The 24,721-nt window shown below is 39.2% G+C and carries 22 protein-coding genes; 16 read left to right on the top strand and 6 right to left on the bottom strand.

Annotated elements, in window-relative coordinates; all coding sequences use genetic code 11:
• Positions 1-271 precede the first annotated feature (271 nt).
• A complete protein-coding gene (locus tag ASU03_RS09895; RefSeq protein WP_057831690.1) occupies positions 272-1,114 on the top strand; it encodes a LytR/AlgR family response regulator transcription factor in 843 nt (280 codons plus the stop codon).
• Between the two features lie 78 nt (positions 1,115-1,192).
• Here the strand turns inward: ASU03_RS09895 and pyk are convergent, their stop codons facing one another.
• Entirely contained in the window at positions 1,193-2,647 is a 1,455-nt protein-coding gene (pyk, locus tag ASU03_RS09890; protein ID WP_057831689.1) for a pyruvate kinase, read from the bottom strand.
• An 84-nt stretch (positions 2,648-2,731) separates the two neighbouring features.
• Positions 2,732-3,580 carry a MurR/RpiR family transcriptional regulator gene (locus ASU03_RS09885; RefSeq protein WP_057831688.1) on the bottom strand — a complete coding sequence of 283 codons (849 nt, stop codon included), beginning with the start codon at positions 3,578-3,580 and terminating at the stop codon, positions 2,732-2,734.
• Between the two features lie 463 nt (positions 3,581-4,043).
• On the opposite strand from ASU03_RS09885, the gene zwf reads away from it, so the two are divergent.
• From zwf to ASU03_RS09865, 4 genes are all read left to right on the top strand, one after another.
• Complete coding sequence (gene zwf, locus ASU03_RS09880) at positions 4,044-5,513, top strand: glucose-6-phosphate dehydrogenase (RefSeq protein WP_057831687.1); 1,470 nt, start codon at positions 4,044-4,046, stop codon at positions 5,511-5,513.
• On the top strand, positions 5,513-6,208 hold the full coding sequence (pgl, locus tag ASU03_RS09875) for a 6-phosphogluconolactonase (RefSeq protein WP_057831686.1): 696 nt from the start codon (positions 5,513-5,515) through the stop codon (positions 6,206-6,208). Before zwf ends, pgl begins: the two co-directional genes overlap by 1 nt.
• 62 nt (positions 6,209-6,270) lie before the next feature.
• A complete protein-coding gene (gene edd / locus ASU03_RS09870) occupies positions 6,271-8,085 on the top strand; it encodes a phosphogluconate dehydratase (RefSeq protein WP_057831685.1) in 1,815 nt (604 codons plus the stop codon).
• A gap of 132 nt (positions 8,086-8,217) precedes the next feature.
• The gene (locus ASU03_RS09865; protein WP_057831684.1) at positions 8,218-8,865 is read left to right on the top strand and encodes a bifunctional 4-hydroxy-2-oxoglutarate aldolase/2-dehydro-3-deoxy-phosphogluconate aldolase; all 648 of its coding nucleotides are present in this window, start codon (positions 8,218-8,220) and stop codon (positions 8,863-8,865) included.
• Between the two features lie 140 nt (positions 8,866-9,005).
• Here the strand turns inward: ASU03_RS09865 and ASU03_RS09860 are convergent, their stop codons facing one another.
• The 3 genes from ASU03_RS09860 to rne form a co-directional block, all read right to left on the bottom strand.
• Positions 9,006-9,947 carry a GYF domain-containing protein gene (locus tag ASU03_RS09860; protein ID WP_057831683.1) on the bottom strand — a complete coding sequence of 314 codons (942 nt, stop codon included), beginning with the start codon at positions 9,945-9,947 and terminating at the stop codon, positions 9,006-9,008.
• Positions 9,948-10,030: 83 nt separating this feature from the next.
• Positions 10,031-10,462, bottom strand: a complete 432-nt coding sequence (locus ASU03_RS09855; RefSeq protein ID WP_057831682.1) for a DUF4339 domain-containing protein — start codon at positions 10,460-10,462, stop codon at positions 10,031-10,033.
• Positions 10,463-10,773: 311 nt separating this feature from the next.
• Positions 10,774-13,848: a ribonuclease E gene (rne, locus tag ASU03_RS09850; protein WP_057831681.1), complete on the bottom strand. Its 3,075-nt coding sequence runs from the start codon at positions 13,846-13,848 to the stop codon at positions 10,774-10,776.
• A 693-nt stretch (positions 13,849-14,541) separates the two neighbouring features.
• Between rne and rluC the strand changes: the two genes are divergently transcribed.
• Positions 14,542-15,624 (top strand): 23S rRNA pseudouridine(955/2504/2580) synthase RluC, encoded by a 1,083-nt coding sequence (rluC, locus tag ASU03_RS09845; protein WP_082627235.1) that lies wholly within the window; start codon positions 14,542-14,544, stop codon positions 15,622-15,624.
• 5 nt (positions 15,625-15,629) lie between these two features.
• The gene (locus tag ASU03_RS09840; RefSeq protein WP_057831680.1) at positions 15,630-16,283 is read left to right on the top strand and encodes an HAD-IA family hydrolase; all 654 of its coding nucleotides are present in this window, start codon (positions 15,630-15,632) and stop codon (positions 16,281-16,283) included.
• A gap of 70 nt (positions 16,284-16,353) precedes the next feature.
• Here the strand turns inward: ASU03_RS09840 and ASU03_RS09835 are convergent, their stop codons facing one another.
• Positions 16,354-16,956, bottom strand: coding sequence for a Maf family protein (locus ASU03_RS09835; protein WP_057831679.1), 603 nt, complete (start codon positions 16,954-16,956; stop codon positions 16,354-16,356).
• 193 nt (positions 16,957-17,149) lie between these two features.
• Between ASU03_RS09835 and yceD the strand changes: the two genes are divergently transcribed.
• From yceD to mltG, 9 genes are all read left to right on the top strand, one after another.
• Complete coding sequence (gene yceD, locus ASU03_RS09830; protein WP_057831678.1) at positions 17,150-17,662, top strand: 23S rRNA accumulation protein YceD; 513 nt, start codon at positions 17,150-17,152, stop codon at positions 17,660-17,662.
• A 48-nt stretch (positions 17,663-17,710) separates the two neighbouring features.
• The gene (gene rpmF / locus ASU03_RS09825; RefSeq protein WP_011043108.1) at positions 17,711-17,881 is read left to right on the top strand and encodes a 50S ribosomal protein L32; all 171 of its coding nucleotides are present in this window, start codon (positions 17,711-17,713) and stop codon (positions 17,879-17,881) included.
• Positions 17,882-17,921: 40 nt separating this feature from the next.
• Positions 17,922-18,971 (top strand): phosphate acyltransferase PlsX, encoded by a 1,050-nt coding sequence (plsX, locus tag ASU03_RS09820; RefSeq protein WP_082627234.1) that lies wholly within the window; start codon positions 17,922-17,924, stop codon positions 18,969-18,971.
• Positions 18,972-19,062: 91 nt separating this feature from the next.
• On the top strand, positions 19,063-20,001 hold the full coding sequence (fabD, locus tag ASU03_RS09815) for an ACP S-malonyltransferase (protein ID WP_057831677.1): 939 nt from the start codon (positions 19,063-19,065) through the stop codon (positions 19,999-20,001).
• A 123-nt stretch (positions 20,002-20,124) separates the two neighbouring features.
• Positions 20,125-20,871: a 3-oxoacyl-ACP reductase FabG gene (gene fabG / locus ASU03_RS09810; RefSeq protein ID WP_057831676.1), complete on the top strand. Its 747-nt coding sequence runs from the start codon at positions 20,125-20,127 to the stop codon at positions 20,869-20,871.
• Between the two features lie 159 nt (positions 20,872-21,030).
• Positions 21,031-21,264: an acyl carrier protein gene (gene acpP / locus ASU03_RS09805; protein ID WP_011043112.1), complete on the top strand. Its 234-nt coding sequence runs from the start codon at positions 21,031-21,033 to the stop codon at positions 21,262-21,264.
• Positions 21,265-21,420: 156 nt separating this feature from the next.
• Complete coding sequence (gene fabF, locus ASU03_RS09800; RefSeq protein WP_057831675.1) at positions 21,421-22,659, top strand: beta-ketoacyl-ACP synthase II; 1,239 nt, start codon at positions 21,421-21,423, stop codon at positions 22,657-22,659.
• 122 nt (positions 22,660-22,781) lie between these two features.
• Positions 22,782-23,588, top strand: coding sequence for an aminodeoxychorismate lyase (pabC, locus tag ASU03_RS09795; RefSeq protein WP_057831674.1), 807 nt, complete (start codon positions 22,782-22,784; stop codon positions 23,586-23,588).
• 46 nt (positions 23,589-23,634) lie between these two features.
• Positions 23,635-24,669 carry an endolytic transglycosylase MltG gene (mltG, locus tag ASU03_RS09790; protein ID WP_057831673.1) on the top strand — a complete coding sequence of 345 codons (1,035 nt, stop codon included), beginning with the start codon at positions 23,635-23,637 and terminating at the stop codon, positions 24,667-24,669.
• The last annotated feature ends 52 nt before the right edge of the window (positions 24,670-24,721 follow it).

Raw genomic sequence — 24,721 nt, 5'->3', positions numbered from 1 at the left:
GTAACTCATAATGACGCGACATGGATGGTGTTATTAGAGAATGCAGACGGTACAGGAGTCCCTTATTAGATAATGCAGGAGCAATTATCCTGAGCATATTCTCCTGAACAACCATTATTTCATCACAGCGCCTTGAAGTGAAATTTCTCAAGCACTCTGAAACATGCATCTTGAATGGTCACGGGTATAAATGCCGCATTGCTCTTTATCGTAACTCATAGCAAGTGGCTCAATAACTTAGTGTCATTGGTATAATAAATTAGGAATTTTTATGTCTCTATCAACCATCATTGTTGATGATGAACCACTGGCTCGTAAGGGGCTAACCATACGCTTACAAGCCCATGATAATATTAATATTATTGAGCAGTGTTGCAACGGTAGAGAGGCATTAGAAGCCATTCGTGCTTATCAAGTTGATCTGATGTTTCTTGATATTCAAATGCCAGGTCTCAATGGTTTTCAGGTGCTTGAAAGTATTATCGAGCAGGGCTTAACTATGCCTGTTGTGGTCTTTGTCACCGCCTTTGATCAATATGCAATTAAAGCTTTTGAAGTACACGCGTTGGATTATTTATTAAAACCAGCCGATGAAGACAGACTGGCGCAGACCATTAAAAAAATACAAAAACATTTTAAAAGCAGCGCCGATAGTGCACATAAATCCAAATTAGTTCGTTTAGTGAGTGATGTCACGGGCAATGATTATCAGAAAATTTTAACGGAATTAGAGAATAATCAAGCATTAACCTTATCTAGCTATTCAGATATTTTGGCAATTAAGGATGCGGGAGAAGTGAACCGTGTACCGGTAAAAGATATTCTTTGGATTGATGCTGCTGGTGATTATATGTGTGTACACACCTTGGCAACCAAGCAAAACATTTTACAAGAAAACACCTATATTCTTAGAAAAACCATGAAAGAACTAGAACTGTGTTTAGATCCTAAGCAATTTATTCGCAATCATAGGTCGACCATAGTGAACAAGAACGTTATTGAAAAATTTTGTAGCCAAGTCAATGGTGAGTGTTTTTTAGTTTTGAAAAATGGTAAAGAATTGAAGGTGAGTCGCAGCTATAAAGATAAAGTAAAGCAGGCAGTCAATAGTTAGTTAAGCGTTTACTTTCATAGCAACAAAAAAGGCCAGATGTTGATAACATCTGGCCTTTTTTAGCCTTAATTATTGTTGTTATTTACTAAGGTGTTTTTTAGTGACGGTTAACACTTTTAAGGTATTAGATGCACCAACGGTTTCCATGATATCACCGTGCGTTAAAATCAATTTATCACCAATAGCTAGGTCAATGTGACCACTGAGCGCTTTTAATATCTCATTCGATAAATTGTCATGATTGACATAGGTTGAATCAAATTCAATCGGGTAAACTCCACGGTATATTGCCGTTTTATTCAATGTTTTTTCATGACGAGATAAGGCGAAAATAGGTAGGCCTGAGGTAATGCGTGACATTATTTTAGGGGTTTGACCTGACTCAGTTAACGCTATAATTGCTTTAACGCCTTCTAAATGGTTAGCGGCATACATAGCGGATAAGGCAATCGTTTCTGAAACTTCACTGAAAGTAAGCTCAATTCTGTGGCTGGAAACATTTACCGAACGATGTTGCTCAGCACCTAGACAAACATTGGCCATCGCTTTTACGGTTTCAACCGGGTATTTACCCGCCGCTGTTTCGGCCGATAACATTACCGCATCAGTACCATCTAACACAGCGTTTGCTACATCCATTACCTCTGCGCGTGTTGGCATAGGTTGCTCAATCATGGTTTCCATCATTTGTGTGGCGGTAATGACCACACGGTTTAGTTGACGAGAACGGGCGATAATATGTTTTTGCATACCAACAAGCGCAGCATCGCCAATTTCAACACCTAAATCACCACGGGCGACCATAACAACATCTGAGGCTAAGATAATTTCGTCAAGAATTTTATCATCATTAACGGCTTCAGCACGTTCAATTTTAGAGACTAAACGGGCATCACAACCCGCTTCTTGTGCGAGTAAACGCGCTTCGCGCATATCGGCTGCATCACGAGGAAATGAAACCGCCAGAAAATCAACATCAATTTTAGCGGCAAGTTTAATGTCTTCTTTATCCTTTGCCGTTAAAGCGGGAGCTGTTAGGCCACCACCTTGTCGGTTAATACCTTTATTATTGGATAATGGACCACCGACAGTCACTATCGTAAACACTGAAGTGTCAGAGGTCGATAATACTTTTAATTGTACGCGACCATCATCAAGTAATAATATATCACCCGTATTAACATCTTGTACTAATTTTTTATAATCAATACCTATTTTTTCTTGGCAGCCTTGATCTTTTTCTAGCGTGGCATCTAATTCAAATTTATCACCAATGGCTAATTTAATTGGGCCATTTTTAAAGGTAGAAATACGGATTTTAGGACCTTGTAAATCACCTAAGATACCTACATAAATGCCAAGCTCTTTCGCTATTTCTCTGACATTTTTTGCTCTATCAATATGATCTTGCGGAATACCATGAGAAAAATTCAGTCTAACTACATTTACACCTGCAACTAATAAATCTTTTAAAACTTCTCTATCGTCGGTTGCAGGACCTAAGGTAGCAACAATCTTTGTTCTTCTTGGCATTTTAATCCTCTTACTTTTTTAATTAGGTTTATGGCTTGAATTAATGATGGTTGAAATACAGTGTTAAATCTTAGCACTAAATAATCAGTCTTTTTTTTCGAAGCGTGAACTTCTTAAACAATCTTTTACTTTTTTTAAGTTGTCTCTAAATTTACTACCACGACGTAGGGTAAAACCTGTCGCTAAAACATCAATTAAAGCGAGTTGGGCAATGCGTGATGACATCGGCATATAAAGGTCAGTATCTTCACAGACATCAACGGATAAGACTATGCTACATTCCTTAGCCAGTGGCGTACCTTTTGCGGTAATGCCAATAACCGTGGCGTCGTTTTCTTTTGCTAAATTAGCAACTTCAACAAGTGATTTAGTACGGCCAGTGTGAGAAATCATAATAACCACATCACCTTGGCGACTATTTATAGCACTCATACGTTGCATTAATATGTCATCAAAATAAACAACCGGCACATTAAATCGGAAAAACTTATTCTGGGCATCATGGGCAACGATGGCCGAAGCTCCTAAACCAAAAAATGATATTTTACTGGCTTGGGTTAATAGATCGACCGAGCGATTGATATCATTTGAGTCTAAGTTTTTACGGGCTAATTCAAGACTTGCCATCGTGGATTCAAATATCTTGTCGGTATATTCTTCAGCAGTATCATTTTCATCTACATGGCGGTTAACGTAAGGTGTACCATTGGCTAAGCTTTGCGCAAGATGAAGTTTAAAATCGGGGTAACCTTTAGTGTCTAACCGACGACAAAAACGGTTCACTGTTGGTTCACTGATCTTGGCTTGTTTGGCAAGTGCCGCAATACTTGAGTGAATAACAGTACTTGGTGACGCTAAAATGACTTCTGCTACTTTACGCTCTGATTTACTGAGCATGTCTAGTTCGTTAGTGATCTTTTCTAATATATTCATTATGGTCTGATCCTAGATCTTCTTTATCTTAATTTTTAAAGTACGTTTAAACGATATTTCAATGATAGCCAACATTAATTAAGGGGCTATTTTGTCTATACTGTAATTTATTTTCTATCTAAGGAACAGAAAAAATGAAATTTTATTTCATGATTTAGGATTAAAGTCAGTAAAAATGGCTAATTTGGTAAATGTTTACTACTTAAACCGTACAATATTGAGCCTGTTTTGACTAGTTCGGGCAATTAATCCCTAGCTTATCTTGTTTGTAGGCGACTAGTCCATTGTGGTATTAATTCATGTAATAAAATTACAAAAAGTTCTTTACTGTCAGCTAAACAAGCGCTAAATTAGGTCTATATGTAGTTTACTTACAAATAATTATTTTTACTGTGACTGCCTAGAGTCGAAACTTGCGTAAAAATATAAGTAAAGCAATACCCTTTTATATAAGAGAAATTCTATGAGTAATTTAGATTGTCAATCAGCGAGTGACATCGTCATATTTGGAGCCTTAGGTGATTTATCCCGACGTAAGCTATTACCCGCACTCTATCAATTGGAGGTGTCGGGTTTAATCCATAAAGATAGCCGTATAGTGGGCGCGGCAAGACAAGAGCATAGTCTAGAAGAATTCAAAAGTATTGTGGTCGAGAATTTAAATGATTTTGTCAACGAAACAATAGATGAACAAGTACTGACACGTTTCATCAATCGTTTTGTTTATCAACAACTGGATTTTAAAGACAGTGCTTCATTTAATCTCCTAGCTGATGCACTCGCTAATGGCAATAGCACTCGTGTTTATTACTTTTCAACACCTCCGTCAATTTACGGTGATATTTGTCTGGGTTTAGCTCAGGCTAATTTAATTACTGATGCGGATCGTGTGGTAATGGAAAAGCCTATTGGTCACTCCTTAGAGTCTTCTATTGAAATCAATAACCAAGTTTCACAATACTTCAAAGAAAAGCAAACTTACCGAATTGATCACTATTTAGGTAAAGAAACGGTACTGAATCTTTTGGTGTTACGTTTTGCAAATTCACTGTTTACCAATAATTGGGATCGTAACAGTATCGACCATGTGCAAATTACCGTGGCTGAAAGTGTCGGTATTGAAGGACGTTGGGGGTTTTATGACGAAGCAGGGCAACTGCGCGACATGGTACAAAATCACCTATTGCAAATTTTGTCGCTATTGGCTATGGAGCCTCCTGCGGATTTAAGTGCCGAGAGTATTCGTGCAGAAAAACTTAAAGTGATAAAGGCATTAAAACCCATTAATCGCGAAAACATTAAAGATAAAGTGGTTCGTGGCCAATACAGTGACGGCTTTTTAGAGGGTGTTGCTGTACCAGGCTATTTAAATGAAGAAGGTGCTAACGCCAACAGTAATACGGAAACCTTTGTCGCTATAAAAGCAGAGATAGATAATTGGCGTTGGAAAGGTGTGCCATTTTATCTTCGAACTGGCAAGCGTATGCAAAAGAAGCATAGTGAAATAGTCATACACTTTAAACAACAACCCCATAATATTTTTAAAGACAGTTACAGTGATTTACCTGCCAATAAATTAACCATTCGTTTGCAACCTGATGAAGGGGTTGAATTACAAATGATGAACAAAATACCCGGTATTGCTTCACAGATGCATATTCAAGAAAACAAATTGGATTTAAGTTTTTCTGATACCTATAAAAACGAGCGTGTTGTTGATGCTTATGAGCGCTTAATGTTAGAAGTATTAAATGGTAATCAATCATTATTTGTTAGTCGTGATGAAGTTGAAGCTGCGTGGATTTGGGCTGATAGCATCATTGAAGCATGGAAAACCACCAATGAAACACCTAAACCATATGCTGCAGGTTCTTGGAGACCTGTAGCTTCTCTTTCCTTAATCGCGCGTGATGATCGCCAATGGGTTGAATAATGCACCAGTTAACAGAGTTCTCTACACGTAATGATTTAGATGTCGCCTTGGCCCAAACAGTGAGTCAAATCCTTGCGCAAGCAATAAGCCAAAAAGGCAAAGCAAGTATCGCCGTTTCAGGTGGTTCAACACCGAAAGGTTTTTTTAAGGTGTTATCACAAAGTGATATTGATTGGTCAAAAGTAACCATCACCTTAGCGGATGAGCGTTGGGTGGCAATCGATAGTCAAGACAGTAATACCCGCTTAGTACATGAAAATTTACTGCAAAACAAAGCAGAAAAGGCTAAGTTTTTTCACCTTAAACAAGGTGATGAATTAACGGATGAAACCCTTACTGATTTAAACGTGGCGGCAAGTAAAACGTTATTACCACTGGATGTATTAATTTTAGGTATGGGCGAAGACGGTCATACTGCTTCATTATTCCCGTGTAGCGACGAAATCAATGTTGGCCTTGATGAGACAAACGATGCAGCACTCATGAAAGTTCAACCTAAAACAGCGCCGCATCAACGTATCAGTTTTACTTTTGCTAGCTTAATCACCAGCAAAAACATTTTCCTTCATTCATGTGGAGAAGGAAAGAAGATGGTATTAATACAAGCGTTAAATGGTGATGATTCGTTTGAAATGCCGATTAGAGCATTTTTACAACACCCTAGCTTAAATACTCAAATTTTTTGGGCTCCATAACTCACTTGTCAAATAAGTTTAAGTATTAAATAAAATGAAAAGTATATAAGTTGAGAGAGTAAATGAAACAGCAAATAGTAGATATTACCGACAGAATCATAAAACGTAGTGCTAAAACACGGGCTAAATATTTAGCGAAAATTGACGCGGCAAAATCAGACACAGTACATCGTGCTGGTTTATCATGTGGTAACTTAGCCCACGGCTTTGCTGCTTGTGGTAAAGAAGATAAAGCATCGTTACGCGGCATCCAACACTCAGATATCGCTATTGTTACCTCTTACAATGATATGCTTAGTGCCCATCAACCGTACCAGACATACCCGGATATTATTAAGGCTGCAGTTAAAGATGCCGGTGGCGTGGCACAAGTTGCTGCGGGTGTACCCGCTATGTGTGACGGTGTTACACAAGGTCAACCAGGTATGGACCTTAGCCTGATGAGTCGTGATGTCATTGCGATGTCAGCAGCTGTAGGTTTATCTCACAATATGTTTGATGGCGCATTAATGTTAGGTATCTGTGACAAAATTGTACCGGGTTTGTTGATAGCAAGTATGACCTTTGGGCATTTACCAATTGTATTTGTTCCAGCGGGGCCAATGCCTTCAGGTCTGCCAAACAAAGAAAAAGCCCGTGTGCGTCAACAGCATGCTAAGGGTGAAGTAGATGAAGTAGTGTTACTTGAGGCTGAATCTGCATCATATCATTCTGCCGGCACTTGTACTTTCTTCGGCACAGCAAACTCTAACCAGTTAGTTGTTGAAGTGATGGGCTTACATTTACCAGGTTCCTCTTTTATTGCACCTAATACCCAACTTCGTGAAGAGTTAACAAAAGCGGCTGCTCGTCAGGCAACACGTTTAACCCAGCAATCGGGTAACTATATGCCGATTGGTAAAATGGTCGATGAACGTTCAATTGTTAACGCAATTGTAGCCTTATTAGCAACGGGTGGCTCAACGAACTTGGTCATGCATATTATTGCTTTTGCTAAAGCGGCTGGCATTATTATTAACTTCCAAGATTTTAATGACCTTTCTGAAAGCGTGCCTTTATTAACACGTATTTATCCTAATGGTCATGCTGACATCAATCAATTCCAAGACGCCGGTGGTATGGCGCTACTGTTCCGTGAACTTATTGACGGCGGACTGGTATACGAAGATGTAGAAACCATCTGTGGTCGTGGTTTAACTCGATACACTAAGAAGCCGGTGCTAGATAATGGTGAGCTTAAGTGGGTTGATTGCGTTGAAAAGTCACTTGATGATGCAATTATTGCAACAGTTGCTAAGCCATTCAGTTCTCATGGTGGCTTACGAGTGATGAAAGGTAATTTAGGTGTTGCTGTTATTAAAACGTCATCACTTAGAGAAGGCAGCTTTGTCATTAAAGCCCCAGCGATTGTTTTTGAAGATCAACATGAATTACAGGCGGCATTTGACGCGGGTGAACTCGAAAAAGATTTTGTTGCAGTGGTAAGATTCCAAGGCCCTAAAGCGCGTGGTATGCCTGAATTACATAAATTAACGCCCTTGTTAGGCGTGCTGCAAGACAAAGGTTTTAAAGTTGCCCTTCTTACTGACGGACGTATGTCTGGCGCTTCAGGTAAGGTACCTGCAGCCATTCATTTATGCCCTGAGGCACTTGATGGTGGTTTGATTGCTAAGGTTCAGACAGGCGACATGATTAACCTCAATGGTGAAACAGGTGAGTTAACATTGCTCGTTGATGAGCAGGAATTAGCCAATCGCAAGACTGCACTATTTCAAGTGAATGGCCACCATGAAGGTATGGGGCGTGAGTTATTTGGCTTTATGCGCCGTAACTTGAGTTCAGCTGAAACAGGTGCGTGTTCGCTATTCGACTCTTAATCACTAGTAATAAGAGTAAATAACAGCTCACGATTAAGGAGTCATAGCTTGACTCCTTAATAATTAATAATATAAAAAATTCAGTGCCTATTTAACCCTGGGTTCAATTGGTCAAGAAAATAAAGAGGATTTATGACAGTATCAAAAAATTGGCAAATCATGCCAAAGGACCTTTTCAACATGGGACCTATTGTTCCTGTACTTGTAATCAATAAAGTTGAAGATGCGTTGTATATTGCGGAAGCATTATTAGCTGCGGATGTTAAGGTCTTAGAAGTAACCTTACGTACGCCAGCCGCACTTGATGTGATTAGTATCATTGCAAAAGAACTACCAGAAGCGATTATTGGTTCAGGTACAGTGACCAATCGTCTGCAATTACAACAGTCTTATGATGCAGGTGCTAAATTTGCAATTAGCCCCGGTTTAACCAAAGACTTATTACAAGCCGGTAATGACGGTAATATTGCCCTAATACCCGGTATATCTTCAATTTCTGAGCTTATGGATGGAGCAGATTATGGTTACGACCATTTTAAATTCTTTCCAGCAGAAGCATCAGGCGGTATTAAGGCCATTAAATCAATTGGTGGACCTTTCCCCGATATTCGCTTTTGCCCAACAGGTGGCATAAATTTTAATAACGTGCGTGACTATTTGGCCTTACCTAATGTTGTTTGTTGTGGTGGCTCATGGTTAGTATCAAGTGATATTGTTGACAATAAGAACTGGTCGGAAATTACTAAATTAGCCAAACAAGTCTTGGCCCATGTAAAATAGCTCAGGGGTAAAGATAGACAAGAAAAAGTACTAAGGGTCTAGCTACTCTTAGAGCGAGACAACCAATATCAAAAAAGCCAGTCATTTTAAATAATGACTGGCTTTTTATTTATGTCGTTTAAGGACTATTAATAACGATTTTATTGGTTGCTTTGAGCCATTTTTAAACGTTCAGCCATTGATCGTGGCTCTTCTTTAGCTTTATTCGCGTCTATATTTTTAGTTTTTACTTCTTTCTCTATTTTACTGTCACCTTTAAATACCGACTTCATCATATTTTTCATACCAGTGAAACTGTCTTTAGGCGAATGACTGGCTTCGTTGGTGTCATCTAAAAGTGATTGGCTTGCCGGTTTTTCTACTTTTTTAGTTACTTTTTTAGTTACTTTTTTAGCCTGATTTTTTACGGGCTCTTTTATTGCAACCTGCGCTTCCTCAAGTTTTGCTTCGTTGGGTTCAACACGTCTATGAGGCGTCGCTAATATTTCTTGCGCAAGTTTGGCTTTGCTTCCTTGTGCATTGTCTGATAATACGTTGTTTTCCTGCTCTTGTAGTATTGCTGTACTTGGAGTACAAGAGGGCATAAAGATATCATTTGAGCTCATTCTATGGGTGAAATCATCAACCACTGCCGATATTTCTGTTTCCGCAATATCTACCGCGTCTTTAACTTGAGACAGCTTACGGCTTAAATTTTTGTACTTCTTCTCGATGTTATCGATAGCACCCTTAACATCATCATTCAAATTTTTGGTCAAGTCTTTATAGCTGGCAATTTGTTGTTCAAACTTAGCTAAAGATGACTGGCTGTGATTAATACTATCGTCAATAGAGGTTAATTTTACTTCTAAGCGCTGCTTTTTAGCTAAAAACTGGTCAGAAATTTCTTTTGGTATTAATGGCGCTTGTACTGTTGGCGGAAGTACATCGACAAATTCACTAATACAATTGACTGGCTTCCATTGATTAAATGAAGGATGCCAGCCATACACATTGGGGTTACTGGCTAAATAATCTTTTGCTGCATCTAAATCTAAGGGGGCAGTAATTTCGCCATTATTTGAAAAATACCATTTTTTCATAGTAAATACTCTTATCTGTTAACTTTAGTGTTTATGATGAATCAGATTCACTGGTTAACGGTTAGTTAAATATGCTGAAGCCATTAGTAGTCAGCTTTAATTACGTTAGCTAGGTTCTTTTGTAAAACGGCGTACTGCTCTTCAATTGTCTTAACTACCACCCTAACTTCTTCCGTTAAATTATGGGCAATAGTGCCATAATTATCTAATTCGGTATCTATTTCATATAAAGAGTCTGCAGTGATTTTAATTGTTTTATCTATACGGTCTAAGGTTGTTATTAATTCTTTTTCTTCGCCAATTAAGTCATCAATAAGATCATTTGGGATGGATATTGGCGGAGGAGGGGGCGTGACTGATGTTTCAAATTCATTAATACAACTAACCGGAACCCAATGAGTATAAGAAGGATGCCAAGCATATAAGTCAGGGTTTTTAGAAATAAATTCGTTTGACTCTTTTAATCCTAAAGGGCCAGTTACTTCACCATTGTCAGAAAAAAACCATTTTTTCATAATAATTATTACTCTCTTTTATATCCGTTACCTTACTCTTAACTAGGTAACAATAATGACCTATCTAATTTATTAACAGCTGGCCGACAACTATTTACCATTTAACGTTAGCTTAGAGTAACAGTCAAGCTATTTGTTAATGCTAAGTTATCGTCTTGTATAAGTTTTTAAGGTTTAGCTTATTGAGTGATGTAGCTTATACCGAGTAGAGGATTACTTCTCATATTCATTAATAAAGTAGGTAGAATTTAGACAAAAAAAAGCCAGTTATACTCTTTATAACTGGCTTTAAATTTTAAGCTAGGTGTGCTTTATGGCTTAGTTGCCTGCGCAGCGCTACGGTTTACTACATCAGCCGTTATCGCCGTTCTGCCTGATGACTGATGAGCGAGTCGCTCACTATCGGCCATAAAGTTAGTCGGGATTTCTTTAATTGTGGTGATCGTTTCCGTTTTTGTCATAGGCGCCGTGGCATGACCAGCAAGGCGATTTGCTTTTTTCACTTGCCTAGCGAGCTTTTTATCCTTAGGTGCCGATTTCTTTTTCACCGGAGCTACTTTCTTAGTCGCAGTAGCCGCTTTTTTCACTTGTTCAACTTGCACCGTCTCAACTTTAGCTTCTTGAACTTTGCTGTCGGTAGTCGCTGTTCCAATGATCGTAGCTACCGGAGTGACAACATTTTCGCTTTGCAGCTCAACAACTTCAGTCGCTTGATTTGTCACTACGGATGTTACTGTAGTTTCGTCAACGTCTGCGGTGGTTGCCAGTGAAGTTTCTTTAGTTGCAGTAATATCTTCTTTTTGCTCTAAAGGTAACTCTTGTTGAACTTCTGTTACTGGCTCGGCAACCTCAGTTGTTGACGTGTCTTCTTTGGCTTGCGGCGCATTAATTACTGCTGCGCTTGCTAACGGTTCTTCAACAGTAGATTCTCTTGCCGGCGTTTTAACTGCAGCAATGATTTTATCTTTAACAACTTCATCCGGTGTTGCTTTATTGACTTCAGTTGAGGACGTCACTACTTCAGACTGCGCGGCCATTTCTGACGTAACAGGATTAGCAGTAGCAGGGTAACGCGCTTCTACTGATTCATCGACAGACAAAGTCTCACTAGTTAATGGCTGCTCTATTGATGCAGTTTCCGCACTGTTTTTACTATTGTTATTACGACGACGTTGTCCATTTGCTCTTAGGTGTCTAGGTGAACGTCTATTTCGTGGTCGGTCATCATGTTTTGTTTCGCTTTCGGCCACCGGTTTATTAAGCTGTTCAGTCTCCATCGCTTTAACTGCGGTTGATTTTTCAGCGGTATCGATAGCTTTACTTGGTGTTTCGATACGTATTTGTTTGCGATTAGTTCTACGTTGACGACGCTCAGTGACTTTCTCTTCTTTAACAACTTTATCTTTATCTAGATTATCACTTTTACGCGTTTGTCTCTTCGGCTTATTCTGTTCGTCATCACGAGTGGAACGGATATTTCTTGATTCACTGGTATGACTGGTTGAGCTAGTCGAAGAGTTTTCATCGTTTCGATCATTTCGTTCGTTGCGATTACGATTACCGCTACGACTATTACGACGCTTACCTTGTTGATTCTCGCGTCTACCTTGCGAACGTCTTGGCTTATCACTGGTGTCGCTTTCTTTAACTTCTTTAACTTCATCAGCTACTTGTTCAGTAACAAAAAGTCCCTTCAACCAAGCAAAAAAGCCACTAGACTTTTCTTGATTTTCTGTCTTTGTTTGTTCAGCTTTTTTGCTTAAGTCACTTGGTCGTGGGGCAGGTGTTGGTGTTGTCATTCCTTGAATTAAGGGTTCATCACTTTTAGCAGTCGCTTTATCAAATTTAGGCATTTTAGCTTCTTCAAGTTCAGCTTGTTTGACCGGTAATTCATAACTTGCTTCTTCGACAGTTTCATCCGTTTTAACACGCAGTACTTCATATTGCGGGGTATCCATATGTGGATTAGGAATGATTAAAACCCTGACATTATGATGCTTTTCAATATGCATCACTGAACGGCGCTTTTCATTTAATAAATAAGTAGCAACAGGTACTGGCACTTGTGCTTGTACCTGTAAGGTATTATCTTTAATGGCTTCTTCTTCCATTAAACGCAATATTGATAACGCTAAAGATTCAACACCACGGACATGACCGGTACCGCTACAACGAGGACATACCCCTTGGCTTGTTTCACCAATCGACGGACGTAAACGTTGACGCGACATTTCTAATAAGCCAAAACGAGAGATCTTACCTAATTGAATGCGGGCTCTGTCTTGGTGAACTGAATCACGCATTCTGTTTTCTACTTCACGCTGGTGTCGAACGGGGGTCATATCGATAAAGTCAATAACGATTAAACCACCCAAATCACGTAAACGTAGCTGACGAGCAATTTCTTCAGCCGCTTCCAAATTGGTATTAAAAGCAGTTTCTTCAATGTCACTACCTTTAGTGGCTCGAGCTGAGTTGATATCAATGGAAGTCATGGCTTCGGTCGGGTCAATTACGATTGAACCGCCAGAAGGTAGGCGTACTTCTCGTTGAAAAGCCGTTTCAATTTGTGTTTCAATTTGGTAATGAGTAAATAAAGGCACATCACTGGTATAAAGCTTTATTTTATTTAAGAAATCAGGGCGAACCACCTCGATGTGCTTTTTAACACTTTCAAAGGTTTTAGGGCGATCAATCAATACTTCACCAATATCTCGGCGTAAATAGTCTCGAATGGCGCGTAAAATAAGGTTTGTTTCTTGGTGGATTAAGAAAGGTGCGGGGCGCGTTTTTCCAGCGTCGCTGATTGCTTGCCAGTGATGTAAAAGTACACTGAGATCCCACGCTAATTCATCATAATCTTTACCAACGCCAGCGGTTCTGACAATTAAACCCATGCCTTTAGGTAATTCTAGCTTACTTAAAGATTCTTTTAATTCGGTACGTTCATCACCTTCAATGCGGCGTGAAATACCACCTGCTCGGGGGTTATTTGGCATTAATACTAGGTAGCTACCAGCGAGACTTATAAAGGTGGTCAGTGCAGCACCTTTTTGGCCACGTTCTTCTTTATCTATTTGAACGATAACCTCTTGGCCTTCGCGCAAGACTTCTTTAATATTAGGGCGGCCTTGAAAGGTATAGCCCTTAGGGAAGTATTCACGCGCAATTTCTTTCATTGGTAAGAAACCATGGCGGTCAGCGCCATAATCAACAAAAGCGGCTTCTAAAGAAGGTTCAATACGGGTGATTTTTGCTTTATATATATTAGATTTTTTTTGTTCATGACCAGGACTTTCAATATCTAAATCGTAAAGTTTTTGGCCATCTACTAGTGCTACGCGCAATTCTTCTGATTGGGTAGCGTTAATTAACATACGTTTCATAGTTTGTCGGACTCATTTTAGTCACAACACATCATTTGCTTAGGACATAAAGCAATCTGTTTTTCTGATAACAGCAAATTGTCAGCCTCACGGTTGTCACGGTTAACCTGTCATAAAACCAAGTTAAGCTGTTATAAATTCTGATTGTTTTTCAATATCACTGCCCTAATTAGAGTAGGCAATGTTAATTTATTTCTTTATGTGCTCAGCTTGTGTGCTGTGCAAAATACCAGCTTAATTCGCGTTGGTATTATTTTATAATAATTGCTTTATGGTGCTGGGCTAATAACATTTTAAAATCAAATTGTTAAAACTGTTTATGCTTTTATGACAATCTACCGCGGTTAAGTTTACAAAACTGATAACTACCTGTGTCAATTTATACAATAGGCCGTACTATTAATATGTCTTATTTTTACGTTTGTTAACGTCATAATGGTACAGTTAACAAGATGAAATTCGCATACTAATGTGGCCGCAGTTTGCCTCTTACGTCTCTCTTTAAAGCTTCTAGGGTTAAAATGTTATGTTGATTAGCCTAATGTTAGTTTTTTCATATGGCTGCTTATATACGGTGTTAGCGTTAAATATCAACTAATAACCCTTTAAGTATCCCACTATCTTTCGATTTTAGCCAATAAAAAGCTATTTTAATTGCATTATAAGCGAAATAAAATGTGTTAAACTGCCGTTATGAAAGAAATTAATAGCAAAAAAGCCAATCACGTGCATAAAAACAAAGCAAGCTCTCAACATCGCTCAGTTGATAAAAAGCCTCAGCATAAAAAAATAATTGCTGAAAATACCCCTCAAGTTAAGAATGCTGCGGAAGCCGAAAGACCTAAAGTACGCTACATCACCATAGATAGTGAAGATGCGGGGCAGCGCATTGATAATTTTTTATTGAGAACACTCAAAGGTGTGCCAAAAAGTCACCTTTATCGTTTAATGCGTAAAGGAGAGATCAGAATAAATAAAAAGCGCATCAAACCACCCTATAAATTAGTACTTAATGATGTAGTACGTATTGCACCGATTAGAGTTTCTGAACAAAAAGATGCGGTCTCCACCGGATTAACTATTGTTGCCAATCTAGAGAAACAAATATTGTTTGAAGATGACAGATTAATTGTTATCAATAAACCTTCAGGTATGGCCGTACATGGCGGCAGTGGTTTGAGTTTTGGTTTAATCGAAGCATTACGAGCATTAAGACCTGATGCGCGTATGTTAGAACTTGTCCATAGGTTAGACCGAGATACCTCAGGCTGCTTAGTCGTGGCCAAAAAGCGTTCGGCCTTACGGCATTTACATGAACAGTTACGTAATAAGAATGTACAAAAGTTCTATCATGCTTTGGTGAAAGGGCATTGGCCAACTAAGTTAACCCGAGTGACTGAGGCATTAAAGAAAAATGACTTAAAGTCCGGTGAACGTGTTGTCGTGGTTGATAATCAAGCGGGCAAAGAATGTGAAACACGTTTTAGGGTGTTAGAGCGTTATCGAGGTGCTACCTTAATTAGGGCTTTTCCTGTCACAGGCAGAACCCATCAAATACGTGTTCATTGTCAAGTGAGTGGCCATTCCATTGCCATGGATGCCAAATATGGTCATGAAGGGTTTGATGAACAGATGAAAAGTAAGGGCTTAAAACGTTTGTTCTTACATGCTGCCAGTATAGAGTTTACTCACCCTAAAACCGAGCAACGCATGAAAATTGAAGCGCCGCTCGAGCCAAGTTTAGAAAAATTGTTAGCTAAATTGGTTAAAGAATAACCTATATGCGTGAGTATAAATTAATTATATTTGATTGGGATGGTACCTTGATGGACTCGATTGCGCGCATTGTTGCTTCAATGCAAGCCGCAGCACATCATTGTCAATTAGACATACCAACAGCAATACAAGTAAAAGACATTATAGGTTTAAGTTTACCTAAAGCTCTTGCTATTTTATTCCCCTTGGGCTCTCAAGGGCAACTGACGGCTATGCTTGAGCAATATAAATACCAATATGTCGAAGGTGATAATCCCCCTACACCTTTATTTGATAATGCACGGTCACTGTTAACAGCCCTTAAGGATAATAATAAGTTGCTTGCCGTAGCAACAGGAAAAGGTCGTCAAGGTCTACAGCGTGTTTTATTTGAAAGTGATACTGAGCACTTTTTCCATGCTTTACGCTGTGCCGATGAAATGCGCTCAAAGCCAGATCCGCAAATGATATTGAGTCTATTGGCCGAGTTAAATGTTTTGCCTGAACAAGCGGTTATGATTGGTGATACTCACTACGATATGCAAATGGCGCAAGCGGCAGGGGTTGACAGAATTGGTATAACGTTAGGTGTTCATGATAGAGATACATTAAGTCGCTATCAGCCTAAAGCTATTGTTGACTCTCTAGCAGAGTTGCAACCGTTATTATTACCGGTATAAAGGCTCTGCTAAGGCTTCATCGATACTTGAAAATACCAACACTGTACATAATCAACGTTGGTATTTAATATTAGTAGCTCGTTTTATTCTGTTCAGCTAATACATCTACACCTTGTTGTTTTAATAAGGCAACTAGCTTAATCAAAGGTAAGCCTATTAAGGTGTTAGGATCATCACCTTCAAGCTTGCTAAATAAACATATCCCTAAGCCCTCACTCTTAAAGCTGCCAGCGCAGTTATAAGGCTGCTCTGCATGCAGGTAGTTTTTAATGTCTGCTAGGCTTAATTGCTTAAAGTGCACGGTAAAGGGCTCGACTAAAGCAAGTGCGTTATCCTTTTCACTGTCATAGACGCATAAGCCAGTATAAAAAATAATAGTTTTGCCGCTAAATTTAGTTAATTGCCTAACCGCATTGTCGAAGTTATGGGGTTTTCCTACAATCTCTCCTTCACATACAGCTACCTGATCCGAACCAATAATTAACGCCTTTGGATAGTCTGCGCTAACCGCTTTTGCTTTTTCAATGGCCAAGCGTTTAACTAAAACTTGCGGTGATTCATCTTGTTGTGCACTCTCATCAATAGCAGGCTTTGCGCAGTGAAATGGTATTTGCAGCTTTTCTAAAATGGTTTTACGAAATGGAGACGTTGAGCCGAGTACTAAGGTTTTCATATTTAGCCTTTAAAATGGGAATAACGAGAGGAATAGCTATAATTACGCAATTGTTTACTTAGAGAACAAATGTTGGCTAAATAAACTGTTTTTATGCAATTATTGCTATTATTGGTTCTATCTTGAGCTTTTAAACAAAATAGTGCAATTTTCTTTTGACACTTGCCTATAGGGACTATAATATGCGCGCCTTATGCAGAATCTTAAACTTCCAATAACAATTAGCCCATCCCGTAGTGCACAGCGAAGACTTGTGTGTGAAGGTGAGTATAAATTGTCAGATATGACTCGACTACTTGCTGAATGCGAAAGCGGAAGCGAGCATGTCAAAGTTAGTGTTAAGTTTGATGTCGATGAACGTGGTTTGACAGTAATGTCAGGTACGGCTTCGACATTAGTTGCATTAACTTGTCAGCGGTGTAACGAAAATTTTGACCATGCACTTAAAGTAGATTTTACTTTTAGTCCGGCCAAAAATGAGGAAGCCGCTGAAAAAATCCCGTCATATTATGACGTAGTAGAATTAGATGAAAATGGTGAAGTAAACTTATGCGAATTAATAGAAGAAGAGTTCATGCTCATTATTCCATTAATTCCACGGCATAAAATTCGAGATTGTTCAGCTGATGCTGATTCAGTTTGGGGTGAATTGCCTGAAGAGCTTGAGAAGCCAAATCCATTTGATGTATTAAAACAATTCAAGTAGTTAATAAGCATATAGCCCTTTAACTAATAACCGATTTAGGAGAAACTCATGGCAGTTCAAAAAAGCAAAAAGTCTCGTTCAAGACGTGGCATGCGCCGTTCACATGATGCAGTTACACCAGAAAACTTATCAGTAGATCCAGTATCAGGTGAAACGCATCGTCGTCACCATATCACTGCTGATGGTTTTTACAAAGGCGTTAAAGTAATCGCTGTTTAAGCGATTACTTCGTTATAGTCAAATAGTTTAGGCTTTTCGCTTGAGCTTAAATACTAATCTAACCATAGCGTTAGATGTTATGGGGGGCGATCAAGGCCCCTTTATAACACTTTCTTCAGCAATAATGGCGATAAAACATCAGCCTAACTTGCACCTCATACTTTGTGGTGATGAAATCATCATTACAGAAACCCTTGCTCGTCTAAATATATCTAAAGAAAAATTTTCCAAACATAAGCAATTAAGTCTTTTCGCTACTTCACAAGTTGTCTCCATGACCGATAAACCCCTTGTGGCGTTACGTAGCAAAAAAGACTCATCAATGCGTAAATCCCTGGACCTAGTTCATGACGGGCGTGCACAAGCTTGTGTCAGTGCGGGTAATACCGGTGCACTCTTTTCAATGGCACACTTTGTATTAAAGACTTTACCTGGGGTAGAGCGTCCAGCACTTATTTCATCTTTACCTACCCATGATGATGATAAACATGTCTTTATGCTTGATTTAGGTGCCAATGTCTTTTGTGATTCACATGTATTATACCAGTTTGGTGTCATGGGCTCCGTCATGGCAGAACAAGTTGATGGCATAACTAAGCCGCGCATTGCCTTGCTTAATATGGGTGAAGAAGCAATTAAGGGCAGCGACCATATAAAGCTCGCCGCACTTGAATTAAGTAACAATGAAGATATTAACTACGTCGGCTTTATTGAAGGCTGTGATATTTTTTCTAATAAAGCGGATGTCATTGTCTGTGATGGTTTTGTCGGTAATGTCGCGCTAAAAACGTGTGAAGGTGTCGCTCGGTTAGTTTATGAAAAATCAAAAGCGGCTTTTAATGCTAGCTTAGTGGCTAAGTTGTTTGGTTCTTTGTTAAAACCTAGCTTTAAAAAACTCTTTAAAACCATGAACCCCGACCAGTACAATGGCGCAAGTTTGATAGGATTACGCGGTATTGTGGTTAAGAGTCATGGTAATGCCAATATAGAGGCTTTTTATGCCGCAATTATGGAAGCCGTTAAAGAAGTTGAAAGGCAAGTACCTGAAAAAATCAAAAACTCTTTAGAGCAGGGTTTATCTGCTCGATAATGATTCAGAGTCACTTTTAGAAAAATTGACAACTTCAGCTTCAATAATAAATAATCTTCTTCATTAAATAGCACTTAAATAGAGTATCAATATGCACAATAAACTAGCCTTCATATTTCCAGGGCAGGGTTCTCAAACTGTCGCCATGCTCAGTGACTTTTCAGAAAACACTATAGTACAAGCAACCTTTGCCGAAGCCTCTACCGCATTGGGTTATGACTTATGGCAATTAGTTGCTCAAGGTCCAGTAGAAAAACTAAATCAGACCAATTTTACCCAGCCAGCATTGTTAACCGCCAGTGTCGCCCTATGGCGAGTTTGGCAAGCAGAGTCTGATGTGATTCCTGAGGTCATGGCCGGCCACAGTTTAGGTGAATATTCAGCCTTGGTTTGTGCGGGTGTTTTTACCTTAAGTGCAGCGGTAGTACTGGTGGAAAAACGTGGTGAATTCATGCAAGCCTGTGTACCAGCAGGTGTTGGCGCCATGGCTGCGGTCATTGGTTTAGGCGATGAAGAAACGATTAATGCCTGTGCAGCGGCAAAGCAAACGCAAGTCGTTGCCGCGGTGAATTTTAATTCCCCTGGACAAGTGGTTATTGCTGGCCATAAAGAAGCCGTTGAGCGTGCCACCGAACTATGTAAAGCGGCAGGTGCTAAACGGGTTTTACCGCTACCGGTAAGCGTGCCATCACACTGTGCGTTAATGAGTGATGCCGCGACTAAGTTGGCTATTGAACTAGATAAAATCACCTTTAACGTGCCACTCATTAATGTGGTTAATAATGTTGATGTTGCTAAAGAAACAAGCAGTGCAGCAATCAAAGCCGCTTTAGTTAAGCAATTATACTCCCCCGTTCGTTGGCGCGAAACTATTTGTCTGTTAACAAATGAGGGCATTGATAAAATGGTTGAAGTGGGTCCTGGTAAAGTACTACAGGGCTTAAATAAGCGTATTAATAAATCAATAAAAAGTGTTAGTTTCAACACTACTGACACCTTACAACTAGCAAAAGAACTGCTGAATAGTTAATTTAAATAATTACTTGATGTTATAATTCAAACCATCACATCAAGTTAGTAAATGAATCAAAGTAAATAATTCGTTATCTTATTCAGTAAGTTAACGTTATAAAATAAAAATAGTAGGTAAAATATGTTTTCATTAGAAGGTAAAGTTGCTTTAGTAACTGGCGCGAGCCGCGGTATTGGTAAAGCTATAGCAGTACAATTACAAGCACTTGGTGCAACGGTCATTGGTACTGCTACTTCAGAAACTGGCGCAAATAACATTACTGAGTACTTAACTGCCAATAATGGTACTGGTATGGGTCTAGTGCTCAACGTGACCAGTGATGAATCGATCAGTGAAATGTATGCTGCGATTAAAGCAGCACATGGGGCAATTGATATTTTAGTCAATAATGCTGGTATTACCCGTGATAACTTGTTTATACGTATGAAAAATGACGAGTGGCAAGATGTTATCGATACAAACCTAACGTCGGTCTTTAAAGTAAGTAAAGCCGCTATTCGTCCAATGATGAAGAAACGCACGGGCCGTATTATTAATATAGGCTCGGTTGTGGGTACTATGGGTAATGCCGGTCAAGTCAACTATGCTGCGGCTAAAGCTGGCTTATTAGGTTTTACTAAAGCATTGGCACGTGAAGTGGCTTCACGTGGCATAACCGTCAATACTGTTTCACCAGGTTTTATTGATACGGATATGACAAAAACACTTACCGATGAGCAAAAAGAGGGCATTTTCTCTCAAGTACCGGCAAAGCGTTTAGGTAAGCCAGAAGAAATTGCCAGTACGGTAGCCTTTTTAGCGTCTGATGCTGCCGCTTATGTGACAGGTGAAACTATTCACGTCAATGGTGGTATGTATATGGTCTAAGCCTTACTTATTAAGGCTTAGATGGTTTTCAAATAATATTTTTCAATACTTCAACAGGTTAGACCAGATAAAAAATTGAATTAGATGCTTGCATGGCAAGCTGTTGACGAATACACTACACGCAATTTGAAAAAATGCACTTTCAGTAAAGGAAATAAAATGAGTAATATCGAAGAACGCGTAAAAAAAATCACAGTTGAACAACTAGGTGTTAGTGAAGCAGAAGTTAAAATTGATTCATCATTTGTTGATGACTTAGGTGCTGACTCACTAGACACTGTAGAATTAGTTATGGCGTTAGAAGAAGAATTTGATACTGAAATTCCTGACGAAGAAGCTGAAAAAATCACGACAGTTCAAGCAGCAATCGATTACGTTACTGCTAACCAGTAATTGTTAATAAGTTCGAGATAATCGAGCTTAGTAAAATATTAAAAGCGGTATACTTAATTGTAAGTGACCGCTTTTTTTTATGTCTAAGATGACGGTATTAACCAATTTAAGTGTTAATTTGGCTAATACAATTAATTTTTCGGAGGCCGCTCTGTTATGAGACGTATAGTAGTTACTGGTATGGGCATGCTTAGCCCATTAGCCAATACAGCAGAAGAAACATGGCAAAAATTACTACTTGGAAAAAGTGGTATAAGTAATATTGATTACTTTGATACTACAGATTATCCAACTAAGTTTGCTGGTTTGATAAAAGATTTTGATGCGCAAAATTATATGGAGCGCAAAGAAGCCAAAAAAATGGATCTTTTCATTCAATATGGTGTTGCCGCGGGTGTGCAAGCTTTTAAAGATTGTGGCCTAGAAGTTACCGAGCAAAATGCTCCTCGTATTGGTGTTGCTGTTGGCTCGGGTATTGGCGGTTTAGGCTTAATTGAACAAAACCATAACAAGCTGTTAAAAGCTCAAGGTAATCCCCGTAAGTTATCGCCCTTTTTTGTACCTTCAACCATTATTAATATGATTGCCGGTCACATATCTATTATGTTTGGCTTGCAAGGTCCTAATATTGCTATTACCACAGCTTGTACTAGTGGAGTGCATAATATCGGCCATGCTGCTCGTATGATTGCCTATGGTGATGCCGATGTTATGGTTGCTGGTGGTGCTGAAAAAGCATCGACTTCTCTTGGTATGGGCGGCTTTGGTGCTGCACGTGCATTATCTCGTCGCAATGACGACCCTGAGGCTGCATCGCGTCCTTGGGATAAAGACAGAGATGGCTTTGTGCTTGGTGATGGTGCTGGTGTTATCGTTGTTGAAGAATATGAACATGCCAAAGCGCGTGGCGCAAAAATTTATGCTGAGCTGGTTGGTTTTGGTATGAGTGGTGATGCGTATCATATGACTTCACCGCCTGAAAGTGGTGAGGGTGCAGCGCGTGCTATGCAAAATGCGATTAATGATGCAAAAATTGATATCAGTAAAATAGGCTATATCAATGCCCACGGTACTTCGACACCTGCGGGTGATATTGCCGAAACCAATGCTGTTAAAACCGTCTTTGGTAACAGTGCGCACAAAGTCATGATGGGTTCTACTAAATCAATGACTGGGCATTTATTAGGTGCCGCTGGCGCAGTTGAAGCTATTTTTAGTATTCAAGCACTGATGAACAACCAAGTGCCACCAACGATAAACCTAGATAACCCAGGTGAGGGTTGTGATTTAGATTATATTGCCGGTGTCGCTCGTGATGTTGAGCTGGAATATGTGCTTTGTAACTCTTTTGGTTTTGGCGGCACTAACGGCTCCTTGATTTTTAAGAAAATCTAGTTAAGCGAGTCAACGTAATTTAAATTACTTGAAAAATAATGAGTAAGCCTGAATACTAATCGCCTGCTTGGCGGACGTTTCAGGCTTTTTTATGTCAATAATTAATATTATTAAGATAAAATATGAAATATTGCTCGGTAAATGGTCAACAACAAACAGATATCGCGGTAACTGAACGCGGTTTAGCTTACGGTGATGGGATATTCACCACGGCAAAAATTGTGCATGGCGAAATAGTTTTACTGACAAAACATATAGAGCGATTAACCCGAGGTTGCCAGCAATTAAAGCTGCAAGTACCCTTAATGGCCAAGTTAACGGCACAATTGCAATCGCTTGCCAGGGCTTATCCACTGGCGGTATTAAAAGTGATAATTACTGCGGGTAGTGGTGGCAGAGGTTATTCAAGAATAGGGCTAAGCGATAATGCCAGTAATATTATTATCATGGTATCTGATTTTCCTAGCCATTATACTGCGCTAGCCCAGCAAGGAATTAACTTAGGGGATAGTAAGCAACAGATCTCTATTAGCCCTATGCTCGCGGGATTAAAGCACCTTAATAGACTCGAGCAAGTGTTATTTAGGGCTGAGCTTGATGAACGTATTGAAGATGATCTTATTGTGACTAATTACCTTGATGAGGTGATTGAAGTAACGAGTTCAAACTTATTCTATTGGTTAGATGGGCATTTATGCACCCCAGATTTATCAACATCCGGTGTTGATGGTATTATTAGACAGGCCATTTTAGCCAAATATCCGCAGATCAAAGTCTGCCATACTAAGTTAGTCGAGCTTAAACAAGCACCAGCAATGTTTATCTGTAATTCTTTGATGGGCATAGTGCCGGTAAAAACGTACAATAATCGCCTACTTACTATGAATGCGGTATTACAGCTGCAAAACCAGATGAAAGACTTTATCTAACGACTTGTCAGTCGTTAGATAATTTATTACCTGTTAAGGAAAATGTGTGCTTAGAAATCTTATTATTTTTATGCTATTAATATTGTTGGCTACCGCGGGAACCTTGCTCTACCAATTTGATAAGGCATTATCTACGCCACTAGCGATTGAAAAAGATAGCTTTTTAAAAGTAAAGCCCGGTAGCTCAATTAGTTCTTTTGCTAAGCAATTAGAGCAGCAACAATGGCTCACTAACCGTTTTTGGCTGAGAACTTATGGCCGATTATTTCCGCACAAAGCCAATATTAAGGCAGGTACCTACCTGATCACTAAAGAGACTACTTTAGCGCAATTATTGGTCCAGTTGGTTAAGGGTAAAGAACACCAATTCACTGTTACTTTTATTGAAGGCACTCGCTTTCAAGATGCGGTAGTTATTCTGGCAGAACACCCTTATATTAAAAAAAGCATTCAAGGTGATACGCTTAATGAAATAGCGGTAAAAGTTGGCATCGATTCAGCAAACCCCGAAGGTTGGTTATTTCCCGATACCTACGCCTTTACTGCCGATACCTTAGATATCATGTTATTGAAACGTGCTTATGCCAATATGCAGACACAGCTAAATATTCTCTGGAAAAATAGAGCAGAAAATCTGCCTTATAGTACCCCTTATCAAGCGTTGATTATGGCTTCCATCATTGAAAAGGAAACCAGCTATGTTGCCGAGCAAGCTGTTATATCCTCTGTTTTTGTTAATCGTTTACGCAAAAAAATGCGCTTACAAACCGATCCTACGGTTATTTATGGCTTAGGGGAGCGCTATCAAGGTGATATAACGCGAGCCCATTTACGAGAAAAAACGCTGTATAATACCTATCGGATTCATGGTTTACCGCCAACACCTATTGCAATGGCTGGTTTGTCAGCTTTAAAAGCGACGTTAAACCCAGCGACTAGTGATTACCTATACTTTGTTAGTGATGCTAACGGCAAGCATGTTTTTAGTAAAACCTTGGCTGAGCATAATCGCGCTTATAGGGATTATCGGAAAAAACAAAGAAAAAAACAGCAGAGCAAAAGTAATAATATTACTAACTAGTCATTACAGCAATAATTTAATATAAAAATATAACTGACCCAAGGTAAAGCTC

The sequence above is a fragment of the Colwellia sp. TT2012 genome (genome assembly GCF_001440345.1).
In the GTDB taxonomy this organism is placed as follows: domain Bacteria; phylum Pseudomonadota; class Gammaproteobacteria; order Enterobacterales; family Alteromonadaceae; genus Colwellia.
Note: the sequence above shows the minus strand (reverse complement) of the source record. Positions and strands in the feature narration are given on the sequence as shown.